24 protein-coding genes are annotated in these 24,595 nt (G+C 66.5%); 11 read left to right on the forward strand and 13 right to left on the reverse strand.

Translation table 11 applies throughout. The features are described from left to right. The first annotated feature begins 211 nt into the window (after positions 1 to 211). From gltB to K6L26_RS02625, 4 genes are read left to right on the forward strand one after another with little or no spacing between them, the layout of a single operon-like run. Positions 212 to 4,792 (forward strand): glutamate synthase large subunit, encoded by a 4,581-nt coding sequence (gene gltB, locus K6L26_RS02610; RefSeq protein WP_047037140.1) that lies wholly within the window; start codon positions 212 to 214, stop codon positions 4,790 to 4,792. After that, positions 4,785 to 6,251: a glutamate synthase subunit beta gene (locus K6L26_RS02615; RefSeq protein WP_036390961.1), complete on the forward strand. Its 1,467-nt coding sequence runs from the start codon at positions 4,785 to 4,787 to the stop codon at positions 6,249 to 6,251. The genes gltB and K6L26_RS02615 overlap by 8 nt, the downstream gene beginning before the upstream one ends. A 43-nt stretch (positions 6,252 to 6,294) precedes the next feature. After that, positions 6,295 to 7,005, forward strand: coding sequence for an immunity 52 family protein (locus tag K6L26_RS02620; protein WP_221852579.1), 711 nt, complete (start codon positions 6,295 to 6,297; stop codon positions 7,003 to 7,005). A gap of 16 nt (positions 7,006 to 7,021) precedes the next feature. Next, positions 7,022 to 8,326 (forward strand): glycosyltransferase 87 family protein, encoded by a 1,305-nt coding sequence (locus tag K6L26_RS02625; RefSeq protein WP_221852581.1) that lies wholly within the window; start codon positions 7,022 to 7,024, stop codon positions 8,324 to 8,326. Between the two features lie 484 nt (positions 8,327 to 8,810). Here the strand turns inward: K6L26_RS02625 and K6L26_RS02630 are convergent, their stop codons facing one another. Continuing rightward, positions 8,811 to 9,662: an LLM class F420-dependent oxidoreductase gene (locus K6L26_RS02630; RefSeq protein WP_221852583.1), complete on the reverse strand. Its 852-nt coding sequence runs from the start codon at positions 9,660 to 9,662 to the stop codon at positions 8,811 to 8,813. 186 nt (positions 9,663 to 9,848) lie between these two features. On the opposite strand from K6L26_RS02630, the gene K6L26_RS02635 reads away from it, so the two are divergent. Together K6L26_RS02635 and K6L26_RS02640 are read left to right on the forward strand one after the other, a co-directional pair. Next, complete coding sequence (locus tag K6L26_RS02635) at positions 9,849 to 11,195, forward strand: NAD-dependent succinate-semialdehyde dehydrogenase (RefSeq protein WP_047036917.1); 1,347 nt, start codon at positions 9,849 to 9,851, stop codon at positions 11,193 to 11,195. A 43-nt stretch (positions 11,196 to 11,238) separates the two neighbouring features. Continuing rightward, positions 11,239 to 12,243 (forward strand): PHP domain-containing protein, encoded by a 1,005-nt coding sequence (locus tag K6L26_RS02640; RefSeq protein ID WP_221853320.1) that lies wholly within the window; start codon positions 11,239 to 11,241, stop codon positions 12,241 to 12,243. Position 12,244: 1 nt separating this feature from the next. Here the strand turns inward: K6L26_RS02640 and K6L26_RS02645 are convergent, their stop codons facing one another. Further along, the gene (locus K6L26_RS02645; RefSeq protein ID WP_019345187.1) at positions 12,245 to 12,535 is read right to left on the reverse strand and encodes a YiaA/YiaB family inner membrane protein; all 291 of its coding nucleotides are present in this window, start codon (positions 12,533 to 12,535) and stop codon (positions 12,245 to 12,247) included. Between the two features lie 74 nt (positions 12,536 to 12,609). Between K6L26_RS02645 and K6L26_RS02650 the strand changes: the two genes are divergently transcribed. Continuing rightward, entirely contained in the window at positions 12,610 to 13,038 is a 429-nt protein-coding gene (locus tag K6L26_RS02650; RefSeq protein ID WP_019345186.1) for a hypothetical protein, read from the forward strand. 13 nt (positions 13,039 to 13,051) lie between these two features. On the opposite strand, the gene dinB is transcribed toward K6L26_RS02650, so the two are convergent. Both dinB and K6L26_RS02660 read right to left on the reverse strand, forming a co-directional pair. Continuing rightward, positions 13,052 to 14,257: a DNA polymerase IV gene (dinB, locus tag K6L26_RS02655; RefSeq protein ID WP_221852585.1), complete on the reverse strand. Its 1,206-nt coding sequence runs from the start codon at positions 14,255 to 14,257 to the stop codon at positions 13,052 to 13,054. Between the two features lie 24 nt (positions 14,258 to 14,281). Further along, on the reverse strand, positions 14,282 to 14,941 hold the full coding sequence (locus tag K6L26_RS02660; RefSeq protein ID WP_275084936.1) for a TetR/AcrR family transcriptional regulator: 660 nt from the start codon (positions 14,939 to 14,941) through the stop codon (positions 14,282 to 14,284). Between the two features lie 61 nt (positions 14,942 to 15,002). Between K6L26_RS02660 and K6L26_RS02665 the strand changes: the two genes are divergently transcribed. Next, positions 15,003 to 16,472 carry a flavin-containing monooxygenase gene (locus K6L26_RS02665; protein WP_019345013.1) on the forward strand — a complete coding sequence of 490 codons (1,470 nt, stop codon included), beginning with the start codon at positions 15,003 to 15,005 and terminating at the stop codon, positions 16,470 to 16,472. 85 nt (positions 16,473 to 16,557) lie between these two features. Here K6L26_RS02665 and rraA read toward each other — a convergent pair whose 3' ends face one another. From rraA to K6L26_RS02705, 8 genes are all read right to left on the reverse strand, one after another. After that, complete coding sequence (rraA, locus tag K6L26_RS02670) at positions 16,558 to 17,046, reverse strand: ribonuclease E activity regulator RraA (protein WP_043368310.1); 489 nt, start codon at positions 17,044 to 17,046, stop codon at positions 16,558 to 16,560. Positions 17,047 to 17,128: 82 nt separating this feature from the next. Continuing rightward, a complete protein-coding gene (locus K6L26_RS02675) occupies positions 17,129 to 17,656 on the reverse strand; it encodes a hypothetical protein (RefSeq protein ID WP_043368309.1) in 528 nt (175 codons plus the stop codon). Positions 17,657 to 17,745: 89 nt separating this feature from the next. After that, a complete protein-coding gene (locus K6L26_RS02680; RefSeq protein ID WP_234788402.1) occupies positions 17,746 to 18,600 on the reverse strand; it encodes a CopD family protein in 855 nt (284 codons plus the stop codon). Next, positions 18,576 to 19,082, reverse strand: coding sequence for a copper resistance CopC family protein (locus K6L26_RS02685; RefSeq protein ID WP_372516601.1), 507 nt, complete (start codon positions 19,080 to 19,082; stop codon positions 18,576 to 18,578). The genes K6L26_RS02680 and K6L26_RS02685 overlap by 25 nt, the downstream gene beginning before the upstream one ends. After that, a complete protein-coding gene (locus tag K6L26_RS02690; protein WP_064894184.1) occupies positions 19,079 to 19,777 on the reverse strand; it encodes a YcnI family copper-binding membrane protein in 699 nt (232 codons plus the stop codon). The genes K6L26_RS02685 and K6L26_RS02690 overlap by 4 nt, the downstream gene beginning before the upstream one ends. Before the next feature lie 9 nt (positions 19,778 to 19,786). Beyond that, positions 19,787 to 20,443, reverse strand: coding sequence for a DUF6474 family protein (locus tag K6L26_RS02695; protein WP_036390978.1), 657 nt, complete (start codon positions 20,441 to 20,443; stop codon positions 19,787 to 19,789). Positions 20,444 to 20,612: 169 nt separating this feature from the next. Then, positions 20,613 to 20,924 carry a hypothetical protein gene (locus tag K6L26_RS02700; protein ID WP_131805829.1) on the reverse strand — a complete coding sequence of 104 codons (312 nt, stop codon included), beginning with the start codon at positions 20,922 to 20,924 and terminating at the stop codon, positions 20,613 to 20,615. Positions 20,925 to 20,974: 50 nt separating this feature from the next. Further along, positions 20,975 to 21,409 (reverse strand): hypothetical protein, encoded by a 435-nt coding sequence (locus K6L26_RS02705; RefSeq protein WP_131805828.1) that lies wholly within the window; start codon positions 21,407 to 21,409, stop codon positions 20,975 to 20,977. On the opposite strand from K6L26_RS02705, the gene K6L26_RS02710 reads away from it, so the two are divergent. Genes K6L26_RS02710 through K6L26_RS02720 form a run of 3 tightly spaced genes read left to right on the forward strand, consistent with a single transcriptional unit; the run spans position 21,408 to position 23,521 of the window. Further along, positions 21,408 to 21,863, forward strand: coding sequence for a hypothetical protein (locus tag K6L26_RS02710; protein WP_043368427.1), 456 nt, complete (start codon positions 21,408 to 21,410; stop codon positions 21,861 to 21,863). The genes K6L26_RS02705 and K6L26_RS02710 overlap by 2 nt on opposite strands. Positions 21,864 to 21,899: 36 nt before the next feature. Then, complete coding sequence (locus K6L26_RS02715; protein ID WP_036390982.1) at positions 21,900 to 22,391, forward strand: ImmA/IrrE family metallo-endopeptidase; 492 nt, start codon at positions 21,900 to 21,902, stop codon at positions 22,389 to 22,391. Continuing rightward, a complete protein-coding gene (locus K6L26_RS02720) occupies positions 22,388 to 23,521 on the forward strand; it encodes a hypothetical protein (RefSeq protein WP_019345338.1) in 1,134 nt (377 codons plus the stop codon). The genes K6L26_RS02715 and K6L26_RS02720 overlap by 4 nt, the downstream gene beginning before the upstream one ends. Positions 23,522 to 23,603: 82 nt before the next feature. On the opposite strand, the gene K6L26_RS02725 is transcribed toward K6L26_RS02720, so the two are convergent. Continuing rightward, on the reverse strand, positions 23,604 to 24,002 hold the full coding sequence (locus tag K6L26_RS02725) for a secretion protein EspR (protein WP_043368428.1): 399 nt from the start codon (positions 24,000 to 24,002) through the stop codon (positions 23,604 to 23,606). Between the last annotated feature and the right edge of the window lie 593 nt (positions 24,003 to 24,595).

Consider the following 24,595-nt stretch of genomic DNA (forward strand, 5'->3'; position numbering starts at 1 on the left):
AATTCGCAACTTTCACGCGTAGTCGGCGAGCGGGTTCCGAAGTCGCCCAACGAGTATAGTTAGGCTTGGCTAAGTTGGCATCTGCCCCGCTAGTTGCCTTATCGTTTTCTCCACTTATGGCGTGTGGGACATTGCCGTCGTCCAGTGCTGCACGGAGGCGCCCACGCCGAGCCGGCTTCTTCGTAGAAGCGTGTTGAAGGGCAAGGTGGGAATGGCGCCCAACAAGGTCGGGCTGTACAACCCCGCATATGAACACGATGCGTGTGGTGTGGCAATGGTGGCAGATATCCACGGTCGCCGCAGCCGGGACATCGTGGACAAGGCGATCACAGCACTGGTGAACCTGGAGCACCGCGGTGCTCAGGGCGCAGAGCCGAACACCGGCGACGGCGCAGGCATCCTGCTCCAGGTCCCGGATTCATTCCTGCGCGAGGTGGTCGACTTCCAGCTTCCGGAACCCGGAAGCTACGCCACCGGCATCGCCTTTTTGCCGCAGTCGTCGCGCGATGCCTCCACGGCAGCCGAAGCCGTCGAGAAGATCGTCGAAGCCGAGGGCCTGCAGGTGCTGGGCTGGCGCGAGGTCCCCACCGACGACTCCTCACTCGGCGCCCTCGCACGTGACGCCATGCCGACCTTCCGCCAGCTGTTCATCGCCGGCGCCTCCGGCATGGACCTGGAGCGCAAGGCCTACGTCGTGCGCAAGCGGGCCGAACACGAGCTGGGTACCAAGGGCCCCGGCCAGGACGGCCCCGGCCGCGAGACCGTGTACTTCCCGAGCCTGTCCGGGCAGACCTTCGTCTACAAGGGCATGCTGACCACCCCGCAGCTCAAGGCCTTCTACCTGGACCTGCAGGACGAGCGGATGACCAGTGCGCTGGGCATCGTGCACTCCCGCTTCTCCACCAACACCTTCCCGTCCTGGCCGCTGGCCCACCCGTTCCGGCGAATCGCCCACAACGGCGAGATCAACACCGTCACCGGAAACGAGAACTGGATGCGCGCCCGTGAGGCGCTGATCCGCACCGATGTGTTCGGCACCGACGGGCTCGACAAGATCGTCCCGGTCTGTACCCCCGGCGCGTCCGACACCGCACGCTTCGACGAGGTGCTCGAGCTGCTGCACCTCGGCGGCCGCAGCCTGCCGCACGCGGTGCTGATGATGATCCCCGAGGCATGGGAACGCCACGAGACGATGGATCCGGCCCGCCGGGCGTTTTACGAGTTCCACGACTCACTGATGGAGCCCTGGGACGGCCCCGCATCGGTGTGCTTCACCGACGGCACCGTGATCGGCGCCGTGCTGGACCGTAACGGCCTGCGCCCGTCCCGCATCTGGGTGACCGAAGACGGTCTGGTGGTGATGGCGTCCGAGGCCGGCGTGCTGCCGCTCGACCCGTCCACCGTCGTCAAGAAGATGCGTCTGCAGCCCGGCCGGATGTTCCTGGTGGACACCGCCCAGGGCCGCATCGTCTCCGACGAGGAGATCAAAGCCCAGCTGGCCGCTGAGCAGCCCTACCAGGAATGGGTCGAGGCCGGCCTGTTCCCCCTCGACGAGTTGCCGCCGGGCGACTACGTGCGGATGCCGCACCATCGGGTGGTGCTGCGCCAGCAGATCTTCGGCTACACCTACGAGGAGCTCAACCTGCTGGTGGCGCCGATGGCGCGCACCGGTGCCGAAGCCCTCGGATCGATGGGTACCGACACCCCGGTCGCCATCCTCTCGGCTCGGCCGCGGATGCTGTTCGACTACTTCCAGCAGCTGTTCGCCCAGGTCACCAACCCGCCCCTGGACGCCATCCGCGAAGAGGTGGTCACCAGCCTGCAGGGCGTCATCGGCCCCGAAGGCGACCTGCTGAACCCGGGTCCGGAATCCTGCCGCCAGATCGTGCTGCCGCAGCCGATCCTGCGTAACGCCGACCTGTCCAAGCTGATCTGCGTCGACCCCGACCACGAGGTGCGGGGCCGCAAGCACGGCATGCGCGCCGCGGTGATCCGCTGCCTGTACCCCGTCAACCGGGGCGGTCAGGGACTCAAGGAGGCGCTGGACAACGTCCGCGCGAAGGTCTCCGAGGCCATCCGTGAGGGCGCCCGCATCATCGTGCTGTCCGACCGTGAGTCCAACGAGACCATGGCGCCGATCCCGTCGCTGCTGTCCGTGGCAGCCGTGCACCATCACCTGGTGCGCGAGCGCACCCGCACCAAGGTCGGCCTGGTGGTCGAGGCCGGCGACGCCCGCGAGGTGCACCACATGGCCATGCTGTGCGGCTTCGGTGCCGCTGCGATCAACCCGTACATGGCGTTCGAGTCGATCGAGGACATGGTCGACCGCGGCGTGATCTCCGGAATCTCAAGCGACAAGGCCAAGGCCAACTACGTCAAGGCGGCCGGCAAGGGCGTGCTGAAGGTGATGTCCAAGATGGGCATCTCCACCCTGGCCTCCTACACCGGTGCGCAGCTGTTCCAGGCCATCGGCATCTCGCAGGAAGTGCTCGACCAGTACTTCACCGGACTGAGCTGCCCGGTGGGCGGCATCGACCTCGACGACATCGCCGCCGACGTCGCCGCCCGCCATGCGCTGGCCTATCTGGACCGCCCCGACGAGCGGGCCCACCGCGAGCTCGAGGTCGGCGGCGAATACCAGTGGCGCCGCGAGGGCGAGTACCACCTGTTCAATCCGGACACGGTGTTCAAGCTCCAGCATTCGACTCGGACCGGGCAGTACTCGATCTTCAAGGAGTACACCGCGCTGGTCGACGACCAGAGCGAGCGGATGGCCTCGCTGCGAGGTCTGCTGAAGTTCAAGGACGGTGTGCGACAGCCGATCTCGATCGACGAGGTCGAGCCCGCCTCCGAGATCGTCAAGCGCTTCTCCACCGGTGCCATGAGCTACGGCTCGATCTCGGCCGAGGCGCACGAGACGCTGGCCATCGCGATGAACCGCCTTGGCGGCCGGTCGAACTCGGGCGAGGGCGGCGAAAGCGTCGACCGATTCGATCCCGACGAGAACGGCGACTGGCGCCGCAGCGCCATCAAACAGGTGGCCTCCGGTCGGTTCGGCGTGACCAGCCACTACCTGACCAACTGCTCCGACATCCAGATCAAGATGGCCCAGGGTGCCAAGCCTGGTGAGGGCGGCCAGCTTCCGGGACACAAGGTGTACCCGTGGGTGGCCGAGGTGCGGCACTCGACCCCGGGTGTCGGCCTGATCTCACCGCCGCCGCACCACGACATCTACTCGATCGAGGATCTGGCACAGCTGATCCACGACCTGAAGAACGCCAACCCCGGTGCCCGCGTGCACGTGAAGCTGGTGAGCGAGAACGGCGTCGGAACGGTTGCCGCGGGCGTTTCCAAGGCCCACGCCGACGTGGTGCTGATCTCCGGCCACGACGGCGGAACCGGCGCCACCCCGCTCACCTCGATGAAGCACGCCGGTGCGCCGTGGGAGCTGGGCCTGGCCGAGACCCAGCAGACCCTGCTGCTCAACGGCCTGCGTGACCGCATCGTCGTTCAGGTGGACGGTCAGCTCAAGACCGGTCGCGACGTGGTGATCGCCGCGCTGCTGGGCGCCGAGGAATTCGGCTTCGCCACTGCGCCGCTGGTGGTCTCGGGCTGCATCATGATGCGCGTCTGCCACCTCGACACCTGCCCGGTGGGTGTGGCCACCCAGAACCCGGTGCTGCGTGAGCGGTTCAACGGCAAGCCCGAATTCGTCGAGAACTTCTTCATGTTCATCGCCGAAGAAGTCCGGGAACTCATGGCGCAGTTGGGCTTCCGCACCGTCAACGAGATGGTCGGCCAGGTCGGCGCGCTGGACACCACTCAGGCAGCCGAGCACTGGAAGGCCCACAAGCTGGACCTGACACCGGTGCTCTACGAGCCCGAGTCGGCGTTCATGAACCAGGACCTGTACTGCAGTTCGCGTCAGGACCACGGTCTAGACAAGGCCCTGGATCAGCAGCTGATCACCCAGAGCCGCGACGCCCTGGACAAGGGCACGCCCGTGCGTTTCGCCGCCAAGATCACCAACGTGAACCGCACCGTGGGCACCATGCTCGGCCACGAGGTCACCAAGGCCTATGGCGGGCAAGGACTTCCGGACGGCACCATCGACATCACCTTCGACGGGTCGGCGGGTAACAGCTTCGGTGCGTTCGTGCCCAAGGGCATCACGCTGCGGGTCTACGGCGACGCCAACGACTACGTCGGCAAGGGTCTGTCCGGTGGCCGCATCGTGGTCCGGCCGGCCGACGAGGCCCCGGCCGACTTTGCCGCCGAGGACAACATCATCGCCGGCAACGTGGTGCTGTTCGGCGCCACCAGCGGCGAGGCGTTCCTCCGCGGGCAGGTCGGCGAGCGGTTCGCGGTCCGTAACTCCGGTGCCCACGCCGTCGTCGAAGGTGTCGGCGACCACGGCTGCGAGTACATGACCGGCGGCAAGGTCGTCATCCTCGGACCCACCGGCCGCAACTTCGCGGCAGGCATGTCCGGCGGTGTCGCCTATGTCTACGACCCCGCAGGGGTGCTGGGCGAGAACCTGAACAGCGAGATGGTGGAGCTGGAAGCCCTGGAGGCTTCTGACATCGAATGGTTGCGCGGTTTCATCGCCGCCCACGTCGACGCCACCGATTCGGCTGTGGGGCAGCGGGTCCTATCTGATTGGGATAACGAGTTGAAGCACTTTGTGAAGGTCATGCCGCGCGACTACAAGCGTGTGCTGGCCGCGATCGCCGCGGCCGAAGCGGCCGGCGAGAACGTGAACGAGGCGATCATGGCGGCCGCCAATGGCTGATCCACGCGGTTTCCTCAAGCACACCTCCAAGGAACTCCCCGTCCGCAGGCCGGTTCCGCTGCGCCTCAAGGACTGGAAAGAGGTCTACGAGGACTTCTCCCACGACAAGCTGGCCGACCAGGCGTCGCGATGCATGGACTGCGGTATCCCGTTCTGCCACAACGGTTGCCCACTGGGGAACCTGATCCCCGAGTGGAACGACCTGGTCTACAAGGACCGGTGGCGCGACGCGATCGAACGGCTGCACGCCACCAACAACTTCCCGGAGTTCACCGGGCGGCTGTGCCCCGCTCCGTGTGAGGCGTCCTGCGTCCTCGGCATCAATCAGGATCCGGTGACCATCAAGCAGGTCGAGGTCGAGATCATCGACAACGCCTTCGACCAGGGCTGGGTCGTCCCCAAGATGCCTGACGTGCAGACCGGCAAGAAGGTCGCCGTCGTCGGCTCCGGCCCCGCGGGACTGGCCGCCGCCCAGCAGCTGACCCGGGCCGGCCACACCGTCACGGTGTTCGAGCGTGCCGACCGCATCGGCGGCCTGCTGCGCTACGGCATCCCGGAATTCAAGATGGAGAAGCGCCACATCGACCGGCGCCTGGAGCAGATGGCGGCCGAAGGCACGCAGTTCCGGCCCGGTGTCAACGTCGGCGTCGACATCACCGTGGCCCAGCTGCGGCTGAACTACGACGCGGTCGTGCTGGCCGGCGGGGCCACCGCGTGGCGTGACCTGCCGATCCCGGGCCGCGAGCTCGACGGCATCCACCAGGCCATGGAATTCCTGCCGTGGGCCAACCGGGTTCAGCTCGGTGACGACGTCCTCGACGAGAACGGCCAGCCGCCCATCACCGCCAAGGACAAGCACGTCGTCATCATCGGCGGCGGCGATACGGGCGCGGACTGCCTGGGCACCTCGCACCGTCAGGGTGCGGCCAGCATCCACCAGTTCGAGATCATGCCGCGCCCGCCCGAGACCCGGGCGGACTCGACCCCGTGGCCGACCTACCCGCTGATGTTCCGCGTGTCCTCTGCCCACGAAGAGGGCGGTGAGCGGGTGTTCTCGGTCAACACCGAGGAATTCATCGGCGAGAACGGTCATGTGACCGCCCTGCGCGCCCACGAGGTCAAGATGAACGCCGGCAAGTTCGAAAAGGTCGAAGGCACCGACTTCGAGCTCAAGGCCGACCTGGTGCTGCTGGCAATGGGATTCGTCGGCCCCGAGAAGGAAGGCCTGCTCACCAAGCTCGGCGTCGAACTGACCGACCGCGGAAACGTCGCACGCGACAACAACTTCCAGACCACGGTGCCCGGCGTGTTCGTCGCCGGCGACATGGGGCGCGGACAGTCGCTGATCGTGTGGGCCATTGCCGAGGGCCGTGCCGCCGCCGCGGGCGTGGATCGCTACCTGATGGGCAAGACCGCCCTGCCGGTGCCGATCAAGCCGACGGCAGCGCCGCAGCGCTGAATTGGTGAATCGGCCTCCATCGGAGGCCGATTACCATCGCCAGATGTCGCTCTCCTACATCGGGTCGTGGGAGAACCGCTCGGAGTCGATCCGTGAGTCAGCCGAACGGATGCAGCGTTCGTGGCAGATGTTTCCCGAGGAGCCGGGCGTGTACACGCCATGGGCGTTGAAGCTCTGGGATGCCGAGGAAGTGCTGCAGCTGCAGCCAGTGCCCACCGATGATCTCGATGCGATCGTCGATGCGGTCAATTCGGTGACCGAGCGAATCAACGAGGGCTCTCGGACTGCGCCCGGGGTTTACCTTGAGTTCGTACGGGAGAGGCTGGACGAGCCAGTGGTCGCGGCCGGAGGCCCGCTATTTTCGTACAAGGTGCGGTGCGGCTTCTCCGGGCCGCGTGCGCTACGCAACCATGTGTTTCTGGAGCTCGACCCGGCCGCGGGGGATCCTGCCGACGAAAACAAGGTGGTGCGGGGTTACCTCACTGCGCTGGTTGCGGCGTGGGAGCCGGAATACGTGTCAGTGTGTACATCCGCCTTTCACAAGGCACAACGGCATAAGAAGCCCCAGCAGGTACGCGTCGGTTGGTTTACGTACATCCGCGACGACGTCCCATTGGACACCTCCCTCGTGCCGGAGGAAGTACACATTGAGGCGGGTGACGGTGGTCGGTACCTGACATTGTCGGGTACCCCGGGCGAGCCGTCGCTCGACCAAGCGATGGCAGTCCGTCGCGCGCTTGGGTATCCCACATGACCACGGGGGTGGAGATATGAGGCTGCAAGGTCGCGTCGTCTCGATCGCACTGATCGGGGCGGCGCTGGCACTGCTGATGCACAACCAGCTGGTGCCGTTCAGCACGCATTTCTTCGGGCTGACCGAGAACAACTTCGACCTGGACACGTATCGCGCTGCGGTGCACGCGTCCTGGGACGGCAGGAGCCTGTACCAGGAACCGGCGCTGCGCGGCGCCTGGTTTGTCTATCCGCCATTCGCGACGTTCTTCCTCGCGCCGCTGGCCTGGCTGGGTTTCGACGTCGCCAAGTACGTCCTGCTGGCCCTGTCGATCTGCGTGCTGGCTCTCATCGCGTGGCGCATCCTGCGGCTGGCCGGGATCCGCGCTGATCTGAGGCTCGGTGTGCTGAGTGCCGCCCTCGCGGTGATCGTCATCGATGTCGAACCGGTTCAGGCCACGCTGTGGTGGGGCCAGATCAACGTCCTGCTCATGGCGATGGTGATGCTCGACCTGCTACGCCCCGCCGGGTCCCGGTGGCGCGGCATCGGGCTGGGCCTGGCCGCGGGGATCAAGCTCACCCCGCTCATCTTCCTGCCCTACCTGCTGCTGACCCGGCAGTGGCGGGCCTCAGCCACTGCGGCAATCACATTCGTCGTGACTGCCGCCCTCACCTGGCCGGTGCTACCGAAAGACAGCGCCTGGTTCTGGACGCACCTCGGCGACACCGCGCACATCAGCGCCATCGACCACCTGGCGAACCAGTCGATCAACGGATTTCTTGCGAGGTACTTCGAGCCCGAACCACGACCGGAGTGGCTATGGGTTGCGTTGAGCCTCTTGGCGCTAGCCGCTTGCTTTGCTGTCGCGGTGTGGGCCCATCGACGCGACGAACACGCCCTGGCGGTGGTGATCGTAGGCCTGACCGGCTGCGCGGTCTCGCCGTTCAGTTGGGCCGCGCACTGGGTGTGGTTTGCCCCAGCGATCATTTGGCTGGTTGCAAAAGCAGTTACGACGCAAGGTGTCTGGGCGCGTGGCTGGATCTTCCGGGCCGCCGGCTTGTACGCGATGGTGTTCATGTGGACCTTGCATCGGCCCGGTCGCAACCACACCACCATGTACTTCAGCGGGGTGTACTGGAATTACCTGGACCTGCGCCGTTTCTGGACGGGCCAGCTCGCCAGCGGTTGGTACCCGCTGGTGTTCGGTTGCTTCGTGATCGCGGCGGTCAGCTGGTTGCGGCTGAGCACGACGCGCGACCCTTCCGATGCGATGTCGGTGACGACCGACGATCTCGGTGATTACCCGCCGGAATTCCGCGATGACGAGCTGACGCGGGCTTGAGAGGTTGATTGAGAGAGTCTCTTAATTAACTGTTGTGTTGTGTGTCACACCTGGTGAGATCCACAACCGACCCGAAAAAGTGATCTACGTCTCTGAAATCGCTACATTGGGCGCCTCATGAACCACTTCAGTCACACCAGAAACACCTGCGGTTTCTGCGGCGTGGCTAGCCCAGTTTGCCGGATAGTGGGTATTTAATGACGTGGTGAGAGTGCTGCGGTAACGTGGAACTACGGGTACAGCAACCAGAAATTCGCAGGAGTGATCACCGTGTACATCAACCCGATCAGTCGGTCACGGATGGGTCGTATTGCCTGGTCATTGTTCCGTCATCCGATGAAGAGCCGTGAGTTTCCGGCCAAGAACGAGCGACTGGTCACGGCAGACGAGCTACTTCGGTTCGGAGTTTGACGAGTATCCGTCGCAGAGCACCACGCCTTCGAACCGGCGCGATAGCGCCGATCCGAGGGCGTAGCTGTATGTGTCAGCTGCTCAGCTGACCTGAATCCCTGATCGCCTCGGCCAGCGGCTCCAGCACTGCTGGGTCGTACGGCGGCGGCAGGTAGATGATCGCCAGGTCCAAGCCCTCGGCACCCAGGGCGGCGGCCTCGTCGACCACCTTCGCGACATCGTGGTCCGGGCCGAGCCGCACGTGCGCCGACAGGGTGATTTCTTTCGGGTCCCGGCCGATATCCGCGCAGTGTGTGGCGAGCACGTCACGCTTGCGGGCGAACTCCTCGGGCGGGCCGCCGACGAAGTTCCAGTGGTCGGCGTACTGCGCGGTGATGCGCAGGGTCCGCTTCTCGCCACTTCCGCCGATGCAGAACGGCGGGTGCGGCTGCTGCGGGCCCTTGGGCTCGTTGCGGGCGTCCTTGAGTTGGTAGAACTTGCCGTCGAACGTCGTCGTCTCCTGCGTCAGCAGCCCCTTGAGGACCTGACAGGCTTCCTCGAACCGGTCGAAGCGTTCCTTGATCGAACCCAATTCGATGCCGTAGGCGCCGGATTCCTCCTCGTTCCAGCCGGCACCGATCCCGAGTTCCAAGCGACCGTTGGAGACGATGTCGAGCGCCGATGCCATATTCGCCAGCACGGCGGGATGCCGGTAATGGATACCGGTGACGAGCACGCCGACGCGCAACCGTTCAGTGGCCTGTGCCAGCGCGGTCAATGTGGTCCAACCCTCAAGGCACGGGCCAGAAGAGTCGGAGAAGATCGGATAGAAGTGGTCGAACGTCCAGCCGGATTCGAAGACGTCGATCGTGTCGGCCGTTTTCCAGATGGAAAGCATGTCGGCCCAGGTCGTGTTCTGCGGGGATGTTTTGAAGGCGAAGCGCACGCCATCGGAAACTAGTCCCGTCCGGGGATTCATTCCGAAGTTCGGGCATCTGCCAGGAATCTTTCAGCTCCGGTACCCACCCCATAGTGCTGATTCCGTATCTTCGGTGCCATTTGGCCGCCGCAATCGGTAGTCTCAGGCACGGAAATATGCGGAATCCCGCGATCAGACCATCTGGGAGTAAACATGACCGAGTACGCAGTCACCGATCCGGCGACCGCAGAGGTGGTCGCCACCTACCCGACCTCGACCGACGCCGAGATCCAGGCCGCGATCGAAGCTGCTGCCAAGACCGGGCGCAGCTGGGCGCGCACCACCACGGTGGCCGAGCGGGCCGCGCTGATCGGCAAGGTCGCCGCCCTGCACGAGCAGCGCCGCGAACAGCTCGCCGACGTGATCGTCCGTGAGATGGGCAAGCCGCGCGACCAGGCCCTGGGTGAGGTCGACTTCAGTGCCGCCATCTATCAGTACTACGCGGACAACGCGGAGAAGTTTCTCGCCGACGAGGAGATCACCTTGCTCGACGGGGAGGGCACCGCGGTGGTCAAGCGGGGCCCGGTCGGGGTGCTGCTCGGCATCATGCCGTGGAACTACCCCTACTACCAGGTTGCCCGCTTCGCCGGCCCAAACCTGATCGTAGGCAACACAATTCTGCTCAAGCATGCCCCGCAATGCCCGGAATCCGCCGAGCTGCTGCAACTGATCTTCCTCGAGGCCGGATTGCCGCAGGGTGCCTACGTCGACATCCGCGCCACCAACGACCAGGTTGCCGACATCATCGCCGACCCCCGCGTGGCCGCGGTGTCGCTGACGGGTTCGGAGCGGGCGGGAGCCGCCGTGGCCGAGATCGCCGGCCGTAACCTCAAGAAGTGCGTGCTGGAGCTGGGCGGTTCCGACCCGTTCATCGTGCTGTCCACCGACGATCTCGACGCGACGGTTGAGGCCGCGGTCGAGGGACGGATGGAGAACACCGGGCAGGCCTGCAACGCCGCCAAGCGCTTCATCGTCGCCGAGAACCTCTACGACGACTTCCTGGCCAAGTTCACCGAGAAGCTGCTGGCCGCTGCCGACGGAATCGCCCCGCTGTCTTCGGAATTGGCTGCCGAGCGGCTCGAGCAACAGGTCAAGGCCGCCGTCGACCAAGGCGCCAAGCTGACGTCCGCGGGTGAGCGCCGGGGAGCCTTCTATCCACCGGCCGTGCTGACCGGCGTCACCCAGGACAACGACGCCTACCGGCAAGAGCTGTTCGGCCCGGTGGCCGTGGTGTACAAGGCCGGCTCGGAGGACGAGGCCGTCGAAATCGCCAACGACACCCCGTTCGGGTTGGGTTCCTACGTGTTCACCACCGACGCCGACCAGGCCGCGCGGGTGGCCGACCGGATCGATGCCGGCATGGTGTTCGTCAATGCCGTCGGCGCAGAAGGGGCCGAGCTGCCGTTCGGTGGGATCAAGCGGTCCGGTTTCGGGCGCGAGCTGGGCAAATTCGGCATGGACGAGTTCGTGAACAAGAAACTCATCCGCACCGTGAGCTGACCGCGGGCCGCGGCCCGGGCACACTGAAGATATGGACCGGCCCATCGACCCGGTGACAGCGCTGCGCCAGATCGCCTACTACAAGGACCGCGCGCGGGAAGACCCGCGCCGGGTGATGGCCTATCGCAACGCCGCCGACATCGTCGAAGCGCTGCCCGACGCGCAGAGGGATCGCCTCGGCGCGTCGGGCAGCTGGCAGTCTTTGCCGGGCATCGGGCCAAAGACCGCGAAGGTGATCGCCCAGGCCTGGGCCGGCCATGAACCCGACGCCCTCGTCGAATTACGCATGGCAGCAAAGGATCTCGGTGGCGGCGCGCTACGTTCGGCGCTGCGGGGCGACCTGCACGTGCACTCGAACTGGTCCGACGGATCAGCCCCGATCGAGGAGATGATGCTGGCCGCCCGCGACCTCGGCCATGAGTACTGTGCGCTGACCGACCACTCGCCGCGGCTCAAGATCGCCAACGGGCTGTCCCCGGAGCGGCTGCGGGAGCAACTCGACGTCATCGAGGAGCTGCGGGAACTCGTGGCACCGATGCGCATCCTCACCGGAATCGAGGTCGACATCCTCGAAGACGGGTCCCTGGACCAGGAACCCGACCTGTTGGCGCGCCTCGACGTGGTGGTCGCCAGTGTGCACTCCAAACTCGCCATGGACGCGGCGTCCATGACCCGGCGCATGGTCAAAGCGGTGTCCAACCCGCACACCGACGTCCTCGGACACTGCACCGGGCGCCTGGTCACCGGTGGGCGCGGCATGCGGCCCGAATCGAAATTCGATGCGGAGAAGGTTTTCTCCGCCTGCCGCGATCACGACACCGCCGTCGAGATCAATTCCCGTCCCGAGCGCCGCGACCCACCTACCCGCTTGCTGAACCTCGCGCTGGACCTCGGCTGCCTGTTCAGCATCGACACCGATGCCCACGCGCCAGGCCAGTTGGACTTCCTCGGCTACGGGGCGCAACGGGCCCTGGAAGCCGAGGTCCCGGTCGAGCGGATCGTCAACACCTGGTCCGCCGAGCAACTCCTGGACTGGGCAGCCCGCTGAATCAGGTTCCTGACGTGAACGGATCATGCTCGGCGAGAAGCCTTTCCATGCGTGCCTCATCGAGGCGGACCCGCACGGTAGCTGCTTCCTGCTGATCACGAATCACCTTGGCCAGGGTGAACGCGCTGGTCACCAGGAACAGAGCGGACATTCCCAGGAACATCCGCTGCCAGACATCGATCGGGAGAAAGTAGATCCCGCCGAGCACGCCGAGGAAACTCACCCCGAATGCGATAGCGGCCTGGAGCGCGAACGCGGCGGTGACTTTCGAACTGTCGTTGAGTGCGATCATGCTCCGAGCCTGACGCAGAACCCGTCGCGAGGGATGCGTGAGACTACTCAAAATCTCCGGTCTAAGCTCACCCGATGCAAGCGGATCTCGGCATCGACACCGTCATCACCCTGCTGGCCGCCGGCCTGATCTTCCTGCTGGCGCTGGTGCTCGGGGTGTGGAAATACCGGCAGATGGCCACCAGTGAGAACCACCTGGCCCATCCTTACGTCGACATCGCCCACCGGGCCGCGCTGCTGTACTCGTTCGCGACGCTGTTGGTGGCGGTGTTCGTCGAACTCAGCGCCTGGCCCACCTGGGTGAACCTCACCGCGGCCATGGTGCTCGTGCTCTTCTTCGTCGTCGCCATCGCCGCCTACATCGAGCACGGCGCCAAACGGGACACCACCAACCAATTCGAGAAGCCCACGGCCGCCCTGCACGCCGGAATGGTCGCGCTCATCGTCGGCGAGATCGGTGGATTCGCCGTGCTGCTCGCCGGATTCGTTGCCGCGCAGTTCTGATGCGGACACCGCGCTAATACGGGAGCGTGGGCATCTCCAGGCCGGGATCACGCCCCACCAGCACGCCACGGGTCAGCATCGCGTTGCCGAACCGCTGCCGCACCTCGTCGATGGCGCCGTCGATCGCGACCGGATCGGGCTCTGATTCGAACGGCAACTCCAACTGCTGGCTGCCCTGGTGGTCGATGTTGGACACCGCGAACCCGATCAGGGTCAGCCCGCGCTCGGCGATCACCGGCGCGGCGGCCGTCACCAACGCGCGGGCAGCGGCCAGGACCGCGTCGGTCGAGGCGGTGGCCCGGGGCAGCGTGTGCGACCGGGTGGCCCGGCCGAAATCGTCGAAGCGCAAACGCAATACGACGGTGCGTCCGGTACGTCCGGCGCCCCGCATACGGCGGGTGATCCGGTCGACGAGGTTGACCACCACGACGTCGACCTCCGCGGCCGACATCGTGTTGCCCCGGCGCCCGAGTGCACGTTGAGCGCCGACAGAACTACGTCGGACGCCCGTCGTCACCCGGCGTCGATCGATGTTGCGCGACAACGCATACAGCTGACGGGCCATCGCGCCACCCACCATCGGCCGCAGGGCCGACTCGGGCAGTTCGGCGACATCGGCGACCGTCTCGATGCCGTGCGCATGGAGCTTTTCGGCGGTCTTGGCACCGACACCCCACAGCCGGCGCACCGGCAGGGGGTGCAGGAACGCCAACTCACGGTCGGGCGGAACCAACAGCAGACCGTCCGGTTTGGCGACCTGGCTGGCGACCTTGGCCAGGAACTTCGTCCGCGCGATCCCGACGGTGATGGGCAGGCCCACCTGCTCGCTGACCTGCTCGCGCAGCCGCCGGGCGATCTCCACCGGGGTACCGGATACCCGGCCCAGCCCGGACACGTCGAGAAACGCCTCATCCACGGACAGCGGCTCGACCACCGGCGTGGTGTCGTGGAAGACCTCGAACACATGCCGGCTGGCCTCGGAATAGGCCGACATCCGCGGCGGCACCACGATGGCCTGCGGACACAACGCCCGCGCCTGACCACCGCCCATCGCCGTGCGCACGCCGAATGCCTTGGCCTCGTAACTGGCTGCCAGCACCACGCCGCCACCGACGATCACCGGGCGGCCGCGCAAGGCGGGATCGTCACGCTGCTCGACCGATGCGTAGAACGAGTCGAGATCGGCGTGCAGGATGGCCGCGCTGTCGGACACGAACATATGTTCGCACAGCGGGCGGACGAGCTAGGGTGCCTCGCCGTAGATGCTGGTCAGCCAGATGTGAGCCAGGGTGTCGACCACCTTGTCATGAGCGACCGCGGGTTGTTCGGCCCCCAGCGCCGCCATCATCGTCCGCTCGTTCATCAGGTTGAGCGAGGTCGCCAGGTCCATGGCCGGGATGGTCTCCGGGGCGGCGGCGCGTTGACGCTCAGCGGTGATCAGCGCGGCGGTCAGGGCGATCCATTTCTGCATGAGCCCGGACCAGAACGCGCGAAACTCCGGGCTGCTGTCGAGTGCCTCGGCGCCGGCACGGGCTATGGCCGGATCCGAGCCGAACGAGCTGAAGAAGATCTCGATACCCCGGCGGATCGCCCGCGCGGGCTCGGCCGGCATGTCCTCCAGTGCACTGTCGAAACCGGTGTCGGCACGCTTGATCAGCGGATCGAGCAAGGACAGTACGACGGCTTCCTTCGACGGGAAGTAGAAGTAGAAGGTCGGCCGGGAGATGCCGGCACCTTTGGCCAGGTCATCGACCGATATGTCAGCGAACTTCTTGGTTTCCAGCAGCTGCCTGGCGGTCGCGAGAATCGCCGCCTCGCGGTCGTCGCCCGAGGGGCGGGCGGCGCGGCGACCGCGCGGGGCGCGGGTCGTGCTGGAGCTCGTCACAGTCACGAAGCCTAACATCGTGTTGAATTTTTCAACACACCGTTGACCGACTCAACACCATGTTGATACCGTCGGTCCCATGACCGAACATTTCGATGTTGTGATCGTCGGCGCCGGCATCTCCGGCATCAGCACGGCCTGGCACCTACAGAACCGTTGCCCCACCAAGAGCTACGTGATCCTCGAGCGCCGGGAGAACATCGGCGGCACCTGGGACCTGTTCAAGTACCCGGGTATCCGCTCCGACTCGGACATGTTCACCCTGGGATTCCGGTTCAAGCCCTGGGAGTCCGCGAAATCCATCGCCGACGGCCAGTCGATCTGGAACTACATCAACGAAGCCGCAGACGAGAACGGCATCCGCAACCACATCCGCACCGGGCACCGCGTCCTGTCGGTGGACTGGTCCGACGCCGACAACCGCTGGACCGTCGACGTCGAGGCGGACGGCGAAGCCAAGCAGATCACCGCGTCATTCCTGTCGGTGTGCAGTGGCTACTACAACTACGACGAGGGTTACTCGCCGGAGTTCCCCGGTGCGGCGGACTTCAAGGGCCAGATCATCCACCCGCAGCACTGGCCCGAGGACCTGGACTACAAGGGCAAGAAGATCGTCGTGATCGGCTCCGGCGCCACGGCCGTCACACTGATCCCGTCACTGGTCAACGAGGGCGCCGGCCACGTGACCATGCTGCAGCGCTCACCCACTTACATCGGCGCCCTCCCGCTGGAGGATCCGGTCGCGGCGCGGACCAACAAGTACCTGCCCAAGAACCTGGCGCACTTCATCAACCGGTGGAAGCAGATCGGCTACAGCACCGGGCAGTACCAGATCGCCCGCAAGTTCCCGGGCATCTTCAAGAAGGCCCTGCGCCAGATGGCCGAACGCCGGCTGCCCGAGGGCTTCGACTACGACAAGCACTTCAGCCCGCGCTACAACCCGTGGGATGAGCGAGTCTGCTTGGCGCCCAACGGTGACCTGTTCAAGGCGATCCGCTCCGGCAAGGCCGACGTCGTCACCGACACCATCGAGACCTTCACCGCAACCGGCATCAAGCTGACCTCCGGTGAGGAGCTGGCCGCCGACATCATCGTCACCGCGACAGGCCTGAACATGCAGTTGTTCGGTGGGGCCACCGCCAACCGCAACGGCACACCGATCGACCTGACCAAGTGCATGACCTACAAGGGCCTGATGCTCTCGGGTGTGCCGAACATGGCCATCACCTTCGGCTACACCAACGCATCGTGGACCCTCAAGGCCGACCTGGTCTCCGAGTTCATCTGCCGCCTGCTGAACTACATGGACGCCAACGGATTCGACCGCGTCGAGGCGCAGCACCCCGGAGACGCCGTCGACGAATTGCCGTTCATGGACTTCACCCCGGGCTACTTCCGCCGGGCTATGGACAGCCTGCCCAAGTCGGGTTCGGAAGCGCCGTGGAAGCTCAAGCAGAACTACTTCTTCGACATGCGGACCATCCGCTACGGCAAGGTCGACGAGGAAGCGCTGATGTTCACCAAACACCGTGCCGCAGTGACGGTTTAGTTCCTCACCGAGCAGACACAAAACTGGCCCTCTTCATGCGAAGAGGGCCAGTTTTGTGTCTGGTCAGGCGGAAGGGCGACGGGTCCTAATCGTCGCCTCCGGCAACTACGACGATCCCGTCCTCGTCGGCGTAGGCGATTTCGCCCGGCACGAACGTCACGCCGCCGAAGCTGACCTCGACGTCGCGCTCACCCTCGCCGGTCTTGGTGCCCTTGCGCGGGTTGGTGCCCAGCGCCTTGATGCCGACGTCGATGGTGCGCAGCGCGGCCGCGTCGCGCACCGCGCCGTGCACGATCACCCCGGACCAGCCGTTGTCGGCGGCCAGCCCCGCGATGATGTCGCCCACCAGTGCGGTGTGCAGCGACCCGTCGCCGTCGACCACCAGCACCCCACCGTTACCCGGTGTGGACAAAATGGACTTGAGCAGCGCGTTGTCCTGGAAACAGCGCACCGTGGTGATCGGCCCCGCGAACATCGCCTTGCCGCCGTAGTTCTGCAACTGCAGATCGCAGCTACGGACGTCGGGATAGATCTCGTCGACCAGATCAGCGGTGGCGCGCGGTTCGATACTCACCCGGCGATTATCGCAGGCGGCCGGCGGCCGACACTTTGCACGTTCGTCGTCCATTGACGTCGCGCCAGGGTCGAGCCGGCGATCAGTCCTCGTCGGAATGGCGGCGGCTGAGCAACACCAACAGCACGGCCAGGACACCCACGGCCACCGCCGCGGCCAGCGGCACCTTGGACGACGTACTCTCACTCACCGGCACGGGCACCGGGCCCGACACCGGGTTGGTGGCCGAGGTGACCGTTGATTTAGCTTGAGCTGCAGTCTCTTTGGCCGCCTCGGCGACATCCGGGACCGGAGTGACTTCAGGGACGGGCGGCACGGGCGGGGGCGTCGCCGCGGCCGGAGGCGGCGGGGCAGGCTGAGCCTTCTTGGCCGGGGCCTTTTTCGCAGGAGCCTTCTTGGCGGCCTTGGCGGGTGCCTTCTTGGCCGCGGCTTTCTTGGCGGCGGCCTTCTTCGCCGGAGCTTTGGCCGGAGCCTTCTTGGCCGCCGCAGGTCCGGGTTTGGGAGCCGGAGTAGGCGGAGCAGGATCCGCGCCGGCCGCTGACGACGCGGCCGCAGCCGACCCGGAAGCGGTATCGGGCTTCTCGGCGGGTTGATCCTGCTGCTCTGCCATCTGGCTGCTCCTTTGCAGTATCTGGTGCTCCGCGCCGTCGCGGAGAGTGGGGCCGGCAGTGTTTCCCATCATGCCAGGCGCCGCAGCGGTCAACCCGTGACGGCCAGAGCCGCGGCGAGCGTGACCGCAACAGCCATCATGCCCAACTCCGCCAGCGAGCGGTTCTGCGACAACGCGGCGCTACTGCGGTGCGCCCGTGCCGCGGGCAGCCACCGCGACCGGTTTCGCCAGGCCAGCGCCAGCAGAGCCACCGTCACGGCGATTTTCGCCGCCAGCACCCGGCCATAGCCGGTGGTCCACAACTCGGCGGGCGAACTCAACTTGATCGCTGCCCCGCTGACCCCGGCCACCAGCAGTACACCCACGCACCACAGCGACAACTGCGAGAAGCGGGGCAACACCCTGGCCCACTGGCCGCGATGCGCCACGGTCAACACCAGCGCCGCCAGCACGCCACACCACACCGCGGCCGCCACGGCGTGCACAGCCACAGCCGTCCCGCCGATCGGGCTCTCCGAGAGATGACCCGCCAAGGTCCTGGCAACCAGGCCGACCGCCGCCAACCCGACGGTCGTGGCGGTGGCAGCACCCCGGCGCGGGGTGAGGACCGCCGCCACGCCGACGATCAGCGCCGCCGCGATGGCCACCAGCCCCGACCGGCCCGCCGCCGTGTGCAAGGCGAAGTCGGTCAGGGTTCGCACACCCATCTGCCAGAACCCGACGCCCGCGGTCTGCGCGCCCGACACAGCCAGCCGCACGATCTCGGCCAGCAGCCACAGCGCCGCAGCCAAGGCCATGGGCCCGGCCGCGCGGCGGCTCACCTCGTCGCGATAGCGATCGGATTCGAGCAGCGGCACCGCGGCCAGTCCGAGGGTGACGATTGCGGCGCCGTCAGCCAGCGCCCGGATCAGCGCGCCCGTCACCGCTGACGGCGGACCGCCCACCAGGCCCCGCCGCCGATCAGCACGACGGCGACCAGAACGAACGGCCACACCGGTATGCCACCGTCCGGCGGTGCGGGCGCCGAGGCGGACGGCCCCGGAGTGCCCGTACCGGCGACGGTCAGCTCGAACGACCAGGAGCCCGAGACCACGTGCCCATCGGCGGAGGTCACCCGGTAGTTCACCATGTAGGTGCCGGCCGGGCCGAGCGGGCGGACCCCGACGCTGAGCACCGCGCCGGCGACCAGCGGGTCACCGTCGGACCACAGGTTGTTGTCCGGGCCGACCACCGTCATGTGGGCGAAAGCGGGCTGCAGCGCCTCGTTGAACGTGGCGCTCACCCGCGGCGGTGACGCGGTGAGCGCGGCATGCTCGGCCGGGTCGGTGGCGATGCGGACCGCGTGCGCCGACGCCGCCGGTGCCCCGGCCAATGCCGAGGCTGCCAACATCAGCCCGGTCAGCGCCGTCGCCAGCAGTCTGCTCACGGCCGGCGCCTGTTCAGCAGGCCTGCGACCAGGGCGGCGGCCGCGACGATCAACGCGCCGCCGGCCAGCCATCGGGCCGAATTGTCGGCGCTGCCTGCGGGCTGTGCGACCGCAGGACCGGGCTGGCCGGGGGCCGCGGGAATCTCGGTGCCGTGTTCGGCGTGCCCGCCTTCGGGCCCAGTGCCGGTCAGCGCCAGCTGCGGGGCCGGGTGCTCAGGCTCGCCCCCGTCGGGCAGCGGGGCTTGATCCCACCGGACCACCGCGCCGTCGGAGTAGATCTGGGTGGTCGGGAAGCTCGCCGTCGCCGCATCGGGCAGTTTGACCGACACTCGGAACAGCGCGAACTGCTCGAAGGAGATGCCCACGCCGGGAGCCGCCGTCCACGTCACCGAACGGACGGTGCCCGCGCCGGCATCCCGGTCGAGCTTGGCTGTCCAACCCGGCATCACCTCGGTGCGGGCCGAGGCCACGTTGGGCAGGTCAACCTTCAATTGTGTTGTGAGCGCCCCGGTTTCGGACTCACCGGGGACGCGGAAGGTAAGCACCGAGGTGGTTCCCGGAGTCGGGTTGTCGGCCTCGACGTGGACGTGCGCCCAGGCCGGTGCGGCGGAGAGCAGCCCGGCGGCGGCTATCGCGGCGGTCGTGAGCAGAGCGCGGGACGACGCCCCGGCGAGGCGGTCGGATCGGAAGGTCATGACAGTGGCTCAGACCAATCCCAGCCGAGCCATCAGATCGGCATCGATGCCGTCGAGCTGGGCAGCGATCGCCGCGTGAGCACCCCGGCGCCGTGGCGTCGGCATGTTCTCGGCGGCGGTCACCGCCGCGGCCAGGTCGGTGAGCCGTTCGTTGATCGCCGTGACGAACTGCTTGGTCTCGGCGTCCTTGGGCTTCTTCTCGGCGACCTGACGCAGCGTCTGCTCGGCGCCGGAAATTCGTGCGGACAGCTCGGCTCCGTGCCCGGAGAACTGGCCGAGCTGGGCCAGCGGGACCCCGAGGCGATCGGCACGACGCTCGTCCAGGGCTCCACGGGCGGCTGTGGCGGCACGGTAGACCAGCGGCACGAGCACCGGGGCCAGCAAACGTGTGACGGTCAATAGACGCCGAATTCTGGCGGGGGCCAGCAGCCGGCCCTCGCGGGCAGCTTTCAACTCGGCCTCGGCGACCTTGAGGGCCGCGCGGTCGCTGTCCCGCTGCGCTTTGACCTGAGCTTTGAGCGCCCGGTCCGCCGATTTTCGATCGGACTTGATGCGACGAGCCTCGTTCTTTGCGGTGAGCCGGGCTTCCAGCTTGGCCTTGGCCTTGATGGCGCGGGCTTCGGCGCGGCGGGTGGCGCGGCTTTTTCGTCGCGTGAACAGGCCCATTCCGGTTGCCTCCCGGTCAATTCGTCGTGTGTTCGTGGTCACCGCAGAAGTGCTGCAGACCCACAGTATCGTCCGGCGGATTTGCTCCGCCGTGCCTCCCCGCGATCACGGCGGCCAATCGCCACAGCTAGCAAATTTCGACTGCGTGTTTGTGCAAGAATCGACTTCATCAAACAAGCTTGCGGGCGGTGCGCGAAAGGGTGGTGACAACGTGCGTTCGCGGTTGCGCGTCGCCGCCTCGACCGGTCTGGTGCTTACGGGCCTGATCATCGCCGGTCTCGGGGGAGCACTGGCGTTTGCCGATCCGGATCGTGGCCGGCCTGACAGCGGTCAGGGTTCGTCGAATGGTGCCGGCAAGGGGCATGACGGGCACGAGGGCAAGGATCACGGCCGGGGCCACGACCGGGACGGCGATTCCCACGGCGATTCTCACGGTGAAGACGACGGCGGCACCGGCTCGTCGGGCACCCGCACGACTCACAGACCCACCAAGACGACCGGCAAGCCGACCAAGACGACCGGCAGACCCACTCACACCGAAGAACCCGGCGAGTCGTCGCACCCGTCCGGCACCCGGACGCCCCCGCAAACGGGGACCGGCACCGCGACCAACACCGAGACACCTCCGAGCACCGAGCCCTCAGGGTCCGAGACGCCCACCACTTCTGGTCCCGTCGCGACGACCAGCGCGGTGTCGTCGTCCGAGACCACGGCGACGACGTCGCGTACCACCGAGACCACCAGAACGACGACAGAGACCACCGCGACGACATCGGAGACCACCGCAACGACATCGGAGACCACCGCAACGACATCGGAGACGACCGCGACGACATCGCAGACGACCGCAACCACGACTGAGACCACCGAGACCACGAAGACAACGACCACCCTCATCGGCGGTGGCCGTGACGACGGCGCACCCGGTGTCCCCGCACCGTTCAACTTTCCACGCTTGCCGGACATGCAGTTGACGGCGCCGCAGGCCCAAGCGCCCGATCTGGCCGCGCCGCCACCGCCGGGGCTGGCTGCCGCAGCCGGGCTGGTCCCGGTCGTCGCTCCGATCGTCGTGCTGCCGGTCATCGTGCCGCCTGTCGTGCTGCCCATGGGTGCCCCGGATTCCGACCACGGGCCGCAATCCGGGCCCGGATCCGGTCCGGACGTGCAATCGGCCACCCAGATGCGGACCGAGGCGGCGCCGCCCGCGGCGGTCGGGTTGGACGCCGCCATCCCGCCGGCGTCCTACCGGGCCGGCTACGCGGACTACCTGCGCACCGCGAACACCATGGAAATCGCGGCGATGGCCGTGCCCGGCGTGACCGGGATGATGGCGCTGACCGGCCTGGGCGGGCTTCTCGGTTACCGGCAGGCCAAAGCCGGCCGTAGCGTCCGAATCGACGCCAGTCGGTTCATGCGTTAGGAGCGACCGTGCTACGAAAGGGTGGAAAGGGGGATCATGTCAGCCAGTCGAAACGTCACACGCGCTGTGAACGAGGTTCTCGACCTCGCCCCTAGACAGGGCGAAATCACGTTGACCCGCCTGGTCGACGCGGTGAGCGCAGACCGCGGTCGGCCGATCGAGCTGACCATGGCCGAACTTCCCCCCGGAGTCTGCGGGCAGTGGCGGCAGTACGCCGACCGTGACGTGTTCCTCATCCAGCAGGGGTTGCCGGCCTGGGATCGCACGCTGGCCCACGAGCTCGGCCACCTGGTGTTGGGCCACGAGGGCATCTCGATCGTCGACGCGGCCGCCGCTTCGGCCGAAGTGGCCACGTCCGATCTGATCAGTTACATGCTCAACCAGCGGACCGGCTGTATGGGTCCCAACGGCGAGGACATCGAACAGGAGGCAGAGGACTTCGCCGCACTGTTGCTGTACCGGCTCGGCCGCCTGCCGTCGGATCGGTCTTCGATCGTCCAGGTCCGCCTCGGAGAGGCGTTTGGTTGATCGTCTGGGTGATCGCCGGCCTGCTGGGCTTGGCGACTGGCCTGCGCATCGGTTGGGCACTGGTCAACAAGCAATCCCTGGTGAGCTCCGCGATGATCCTCTCGTTGGGCAGCCTCGGCATGGTCGCGGCCCTGAACTGGCAGCCGCTGGCCCTGTTGATCGACACCGTCGTGCACTGGCCCAACATCGCCGCCGGCCTCAGCCAGGTCGCCCTGATCGCCTGCGCGGCCGGCAGTTGCGTGATGATCACGACGGCGTCGTCGGGCCATTCGGCCACACTCACCCGGCGTATCGCGTTGATCCAGTACGGCATCGCCGGTGTGGTGGCCGTGATCAGCCTGGTGATCTTCTTCCGGGCCGGCCGGCAGCCGGAGATGTCGCCGTCTGAGTACCTGCAGCGCGATCTCGGGTCGCAAGGCGCCTCATGGCTGTTGCCGCTGCTCTATGTGTTTCTGGCGCTGACCCTGGTGGCGTGGGCCGGCCTGCGCTACTCGAACCGCAGCCGACGTGGGCGTGCGCTGTTCCTGTTCACCGTCGGCATGGTGCTGATCGTGGCCGCCAGCGGATTCGTCCTGCTGCGGGCCGCGGGTCGGATCGAGCCGGTCGGTGTCGGCGTCGCGGCGACCATGCTCGGATGCGCGATGGTCATCGTCGCCGCCGGATCCCTGCTGCCGAGCGTCGAAGACTGGTTCGGTGCCCGACAGGAATTGCGGACCATCAAGCCACTGCTGAGCGAGCTGGCGCGGCGACAGCCCGACGTGGGCATCGGGGTACGCCCGCGGGGACCGCTCGTTTTCCGTGTGGCCGAACGGATGTCGCTGATCTCGGATGCGCTCTACCTGGAAGCGACCGCCGCCGACGCTCGTCGGCACGAGACCGCCGGACCCCGTGGGTCAGGCGGGTCAAGTGACACAACACATTTCGGGGATATCGAGCGACCTGACGTGGCACCCCATGATCAGGCGCACGCCGTCGCGCGGTGGATCTACGACACCCGTGACGGTGATGAGGATTCAGCCTTCCCGGGGCTGGCGTGGCTCAGTCAGCCCGAGTCGTACTCAGACCGGGAGTGGATTCTGGCGATTGCCGGGCAATACCGGGAACTGGACCGCGGGGCAGCGCGCAGCTGAAACCCGCGCGAGTGGGAGTCACCGAAATGATCCCCACTGGCGTGGGTTCAAGCGCGTAGAAACGCCAGTGGAAACCGGCGAATCAGTCGTCGAGGTGTTCCCGGCGGCGCAGCTCATCGACCTTCTGAACCAGGTCCTGCTGAGCCTCGTTGGACAATCCGACGGTACGGGCGGCGATCCGGCGGACCCCCTCGTCACGCATGCTGGCCAGCCAGGTCAGCTCCTTGTCGAGCTTCTCGTAGTACTCGTCGTCGGTGAAGTAGGCCGGCTTGATCCGGAAAAAGTTGGCAAGTGCGGCCATGGTTGCCGCCGACGGGTTGGTTCGGTTGCCCGAACGAAGCTGCGAGAGGTACGGAGCCGACATGGTGACGCCCTCAGACTTCAGTGCAGCAATCACCTCGGCAGACGTGTGGGGTCCGCGCCCGGGCGGATAAACCGTATCGAACAGGCGGTTTAGGCGGGCGGCGAACGTCTTGCTCATCGATTTGACCTCCACATGCTTCAGAGCGGTACGAATAGGCGGCGTATTTGCTGACTATGGTAGCGAGTGTTGTGACGACAACCAAGTGCAAACGCCACAAAAGTTAAACGACCTTTGTGTTTTGGCAGTCTCTGTCACAGAAACGGACGGCTTCGCCATGGAGGTGAGGCGGGATTGCGCCGTCTGGCAATGCAAAAGGTGACGGTCGCGTTGTATTGAGTGCGGTGAGCTGCGCGCACGCGGGCGCTCGATCATGATCAACTTCTGAGCCGGCAACCTTCGTAGGGCCGTGACTAGGGGAAACGCATATTTGCTGTAGCACGAAGCTCGGGTGGCGTCAGATTGCGCGTGACGCTGTTGTCGAACGACGTGGAACACGTTACAGGTTGAGCGATGGAATGCGCATCGGCCCCCTTGCGTGCGATAGCCAGACGGTTGCGGAAGGACTCCCGCGCCGATTCCAGGCGGGGTTGCGGGACGGCAACGGTGCCCGGTTCAGCCCGTCGAGGGACAAGCGTTGACACAAAACAGGCGGCGGCCACGGTTGCGGTGGAGCGCTACGGCTATCGCCAGCGGTGTGAGGGAAGCCGAGA

The organism is Mycobacterium farcinogenes (assembly GCF_019739075.1).
GTDB lineage: Bacteria > Actinomycetota > Actinomycetes > Mycobacteriales > Mycobacteriaceae > Mycobacterium > Mycobacterium senegalense.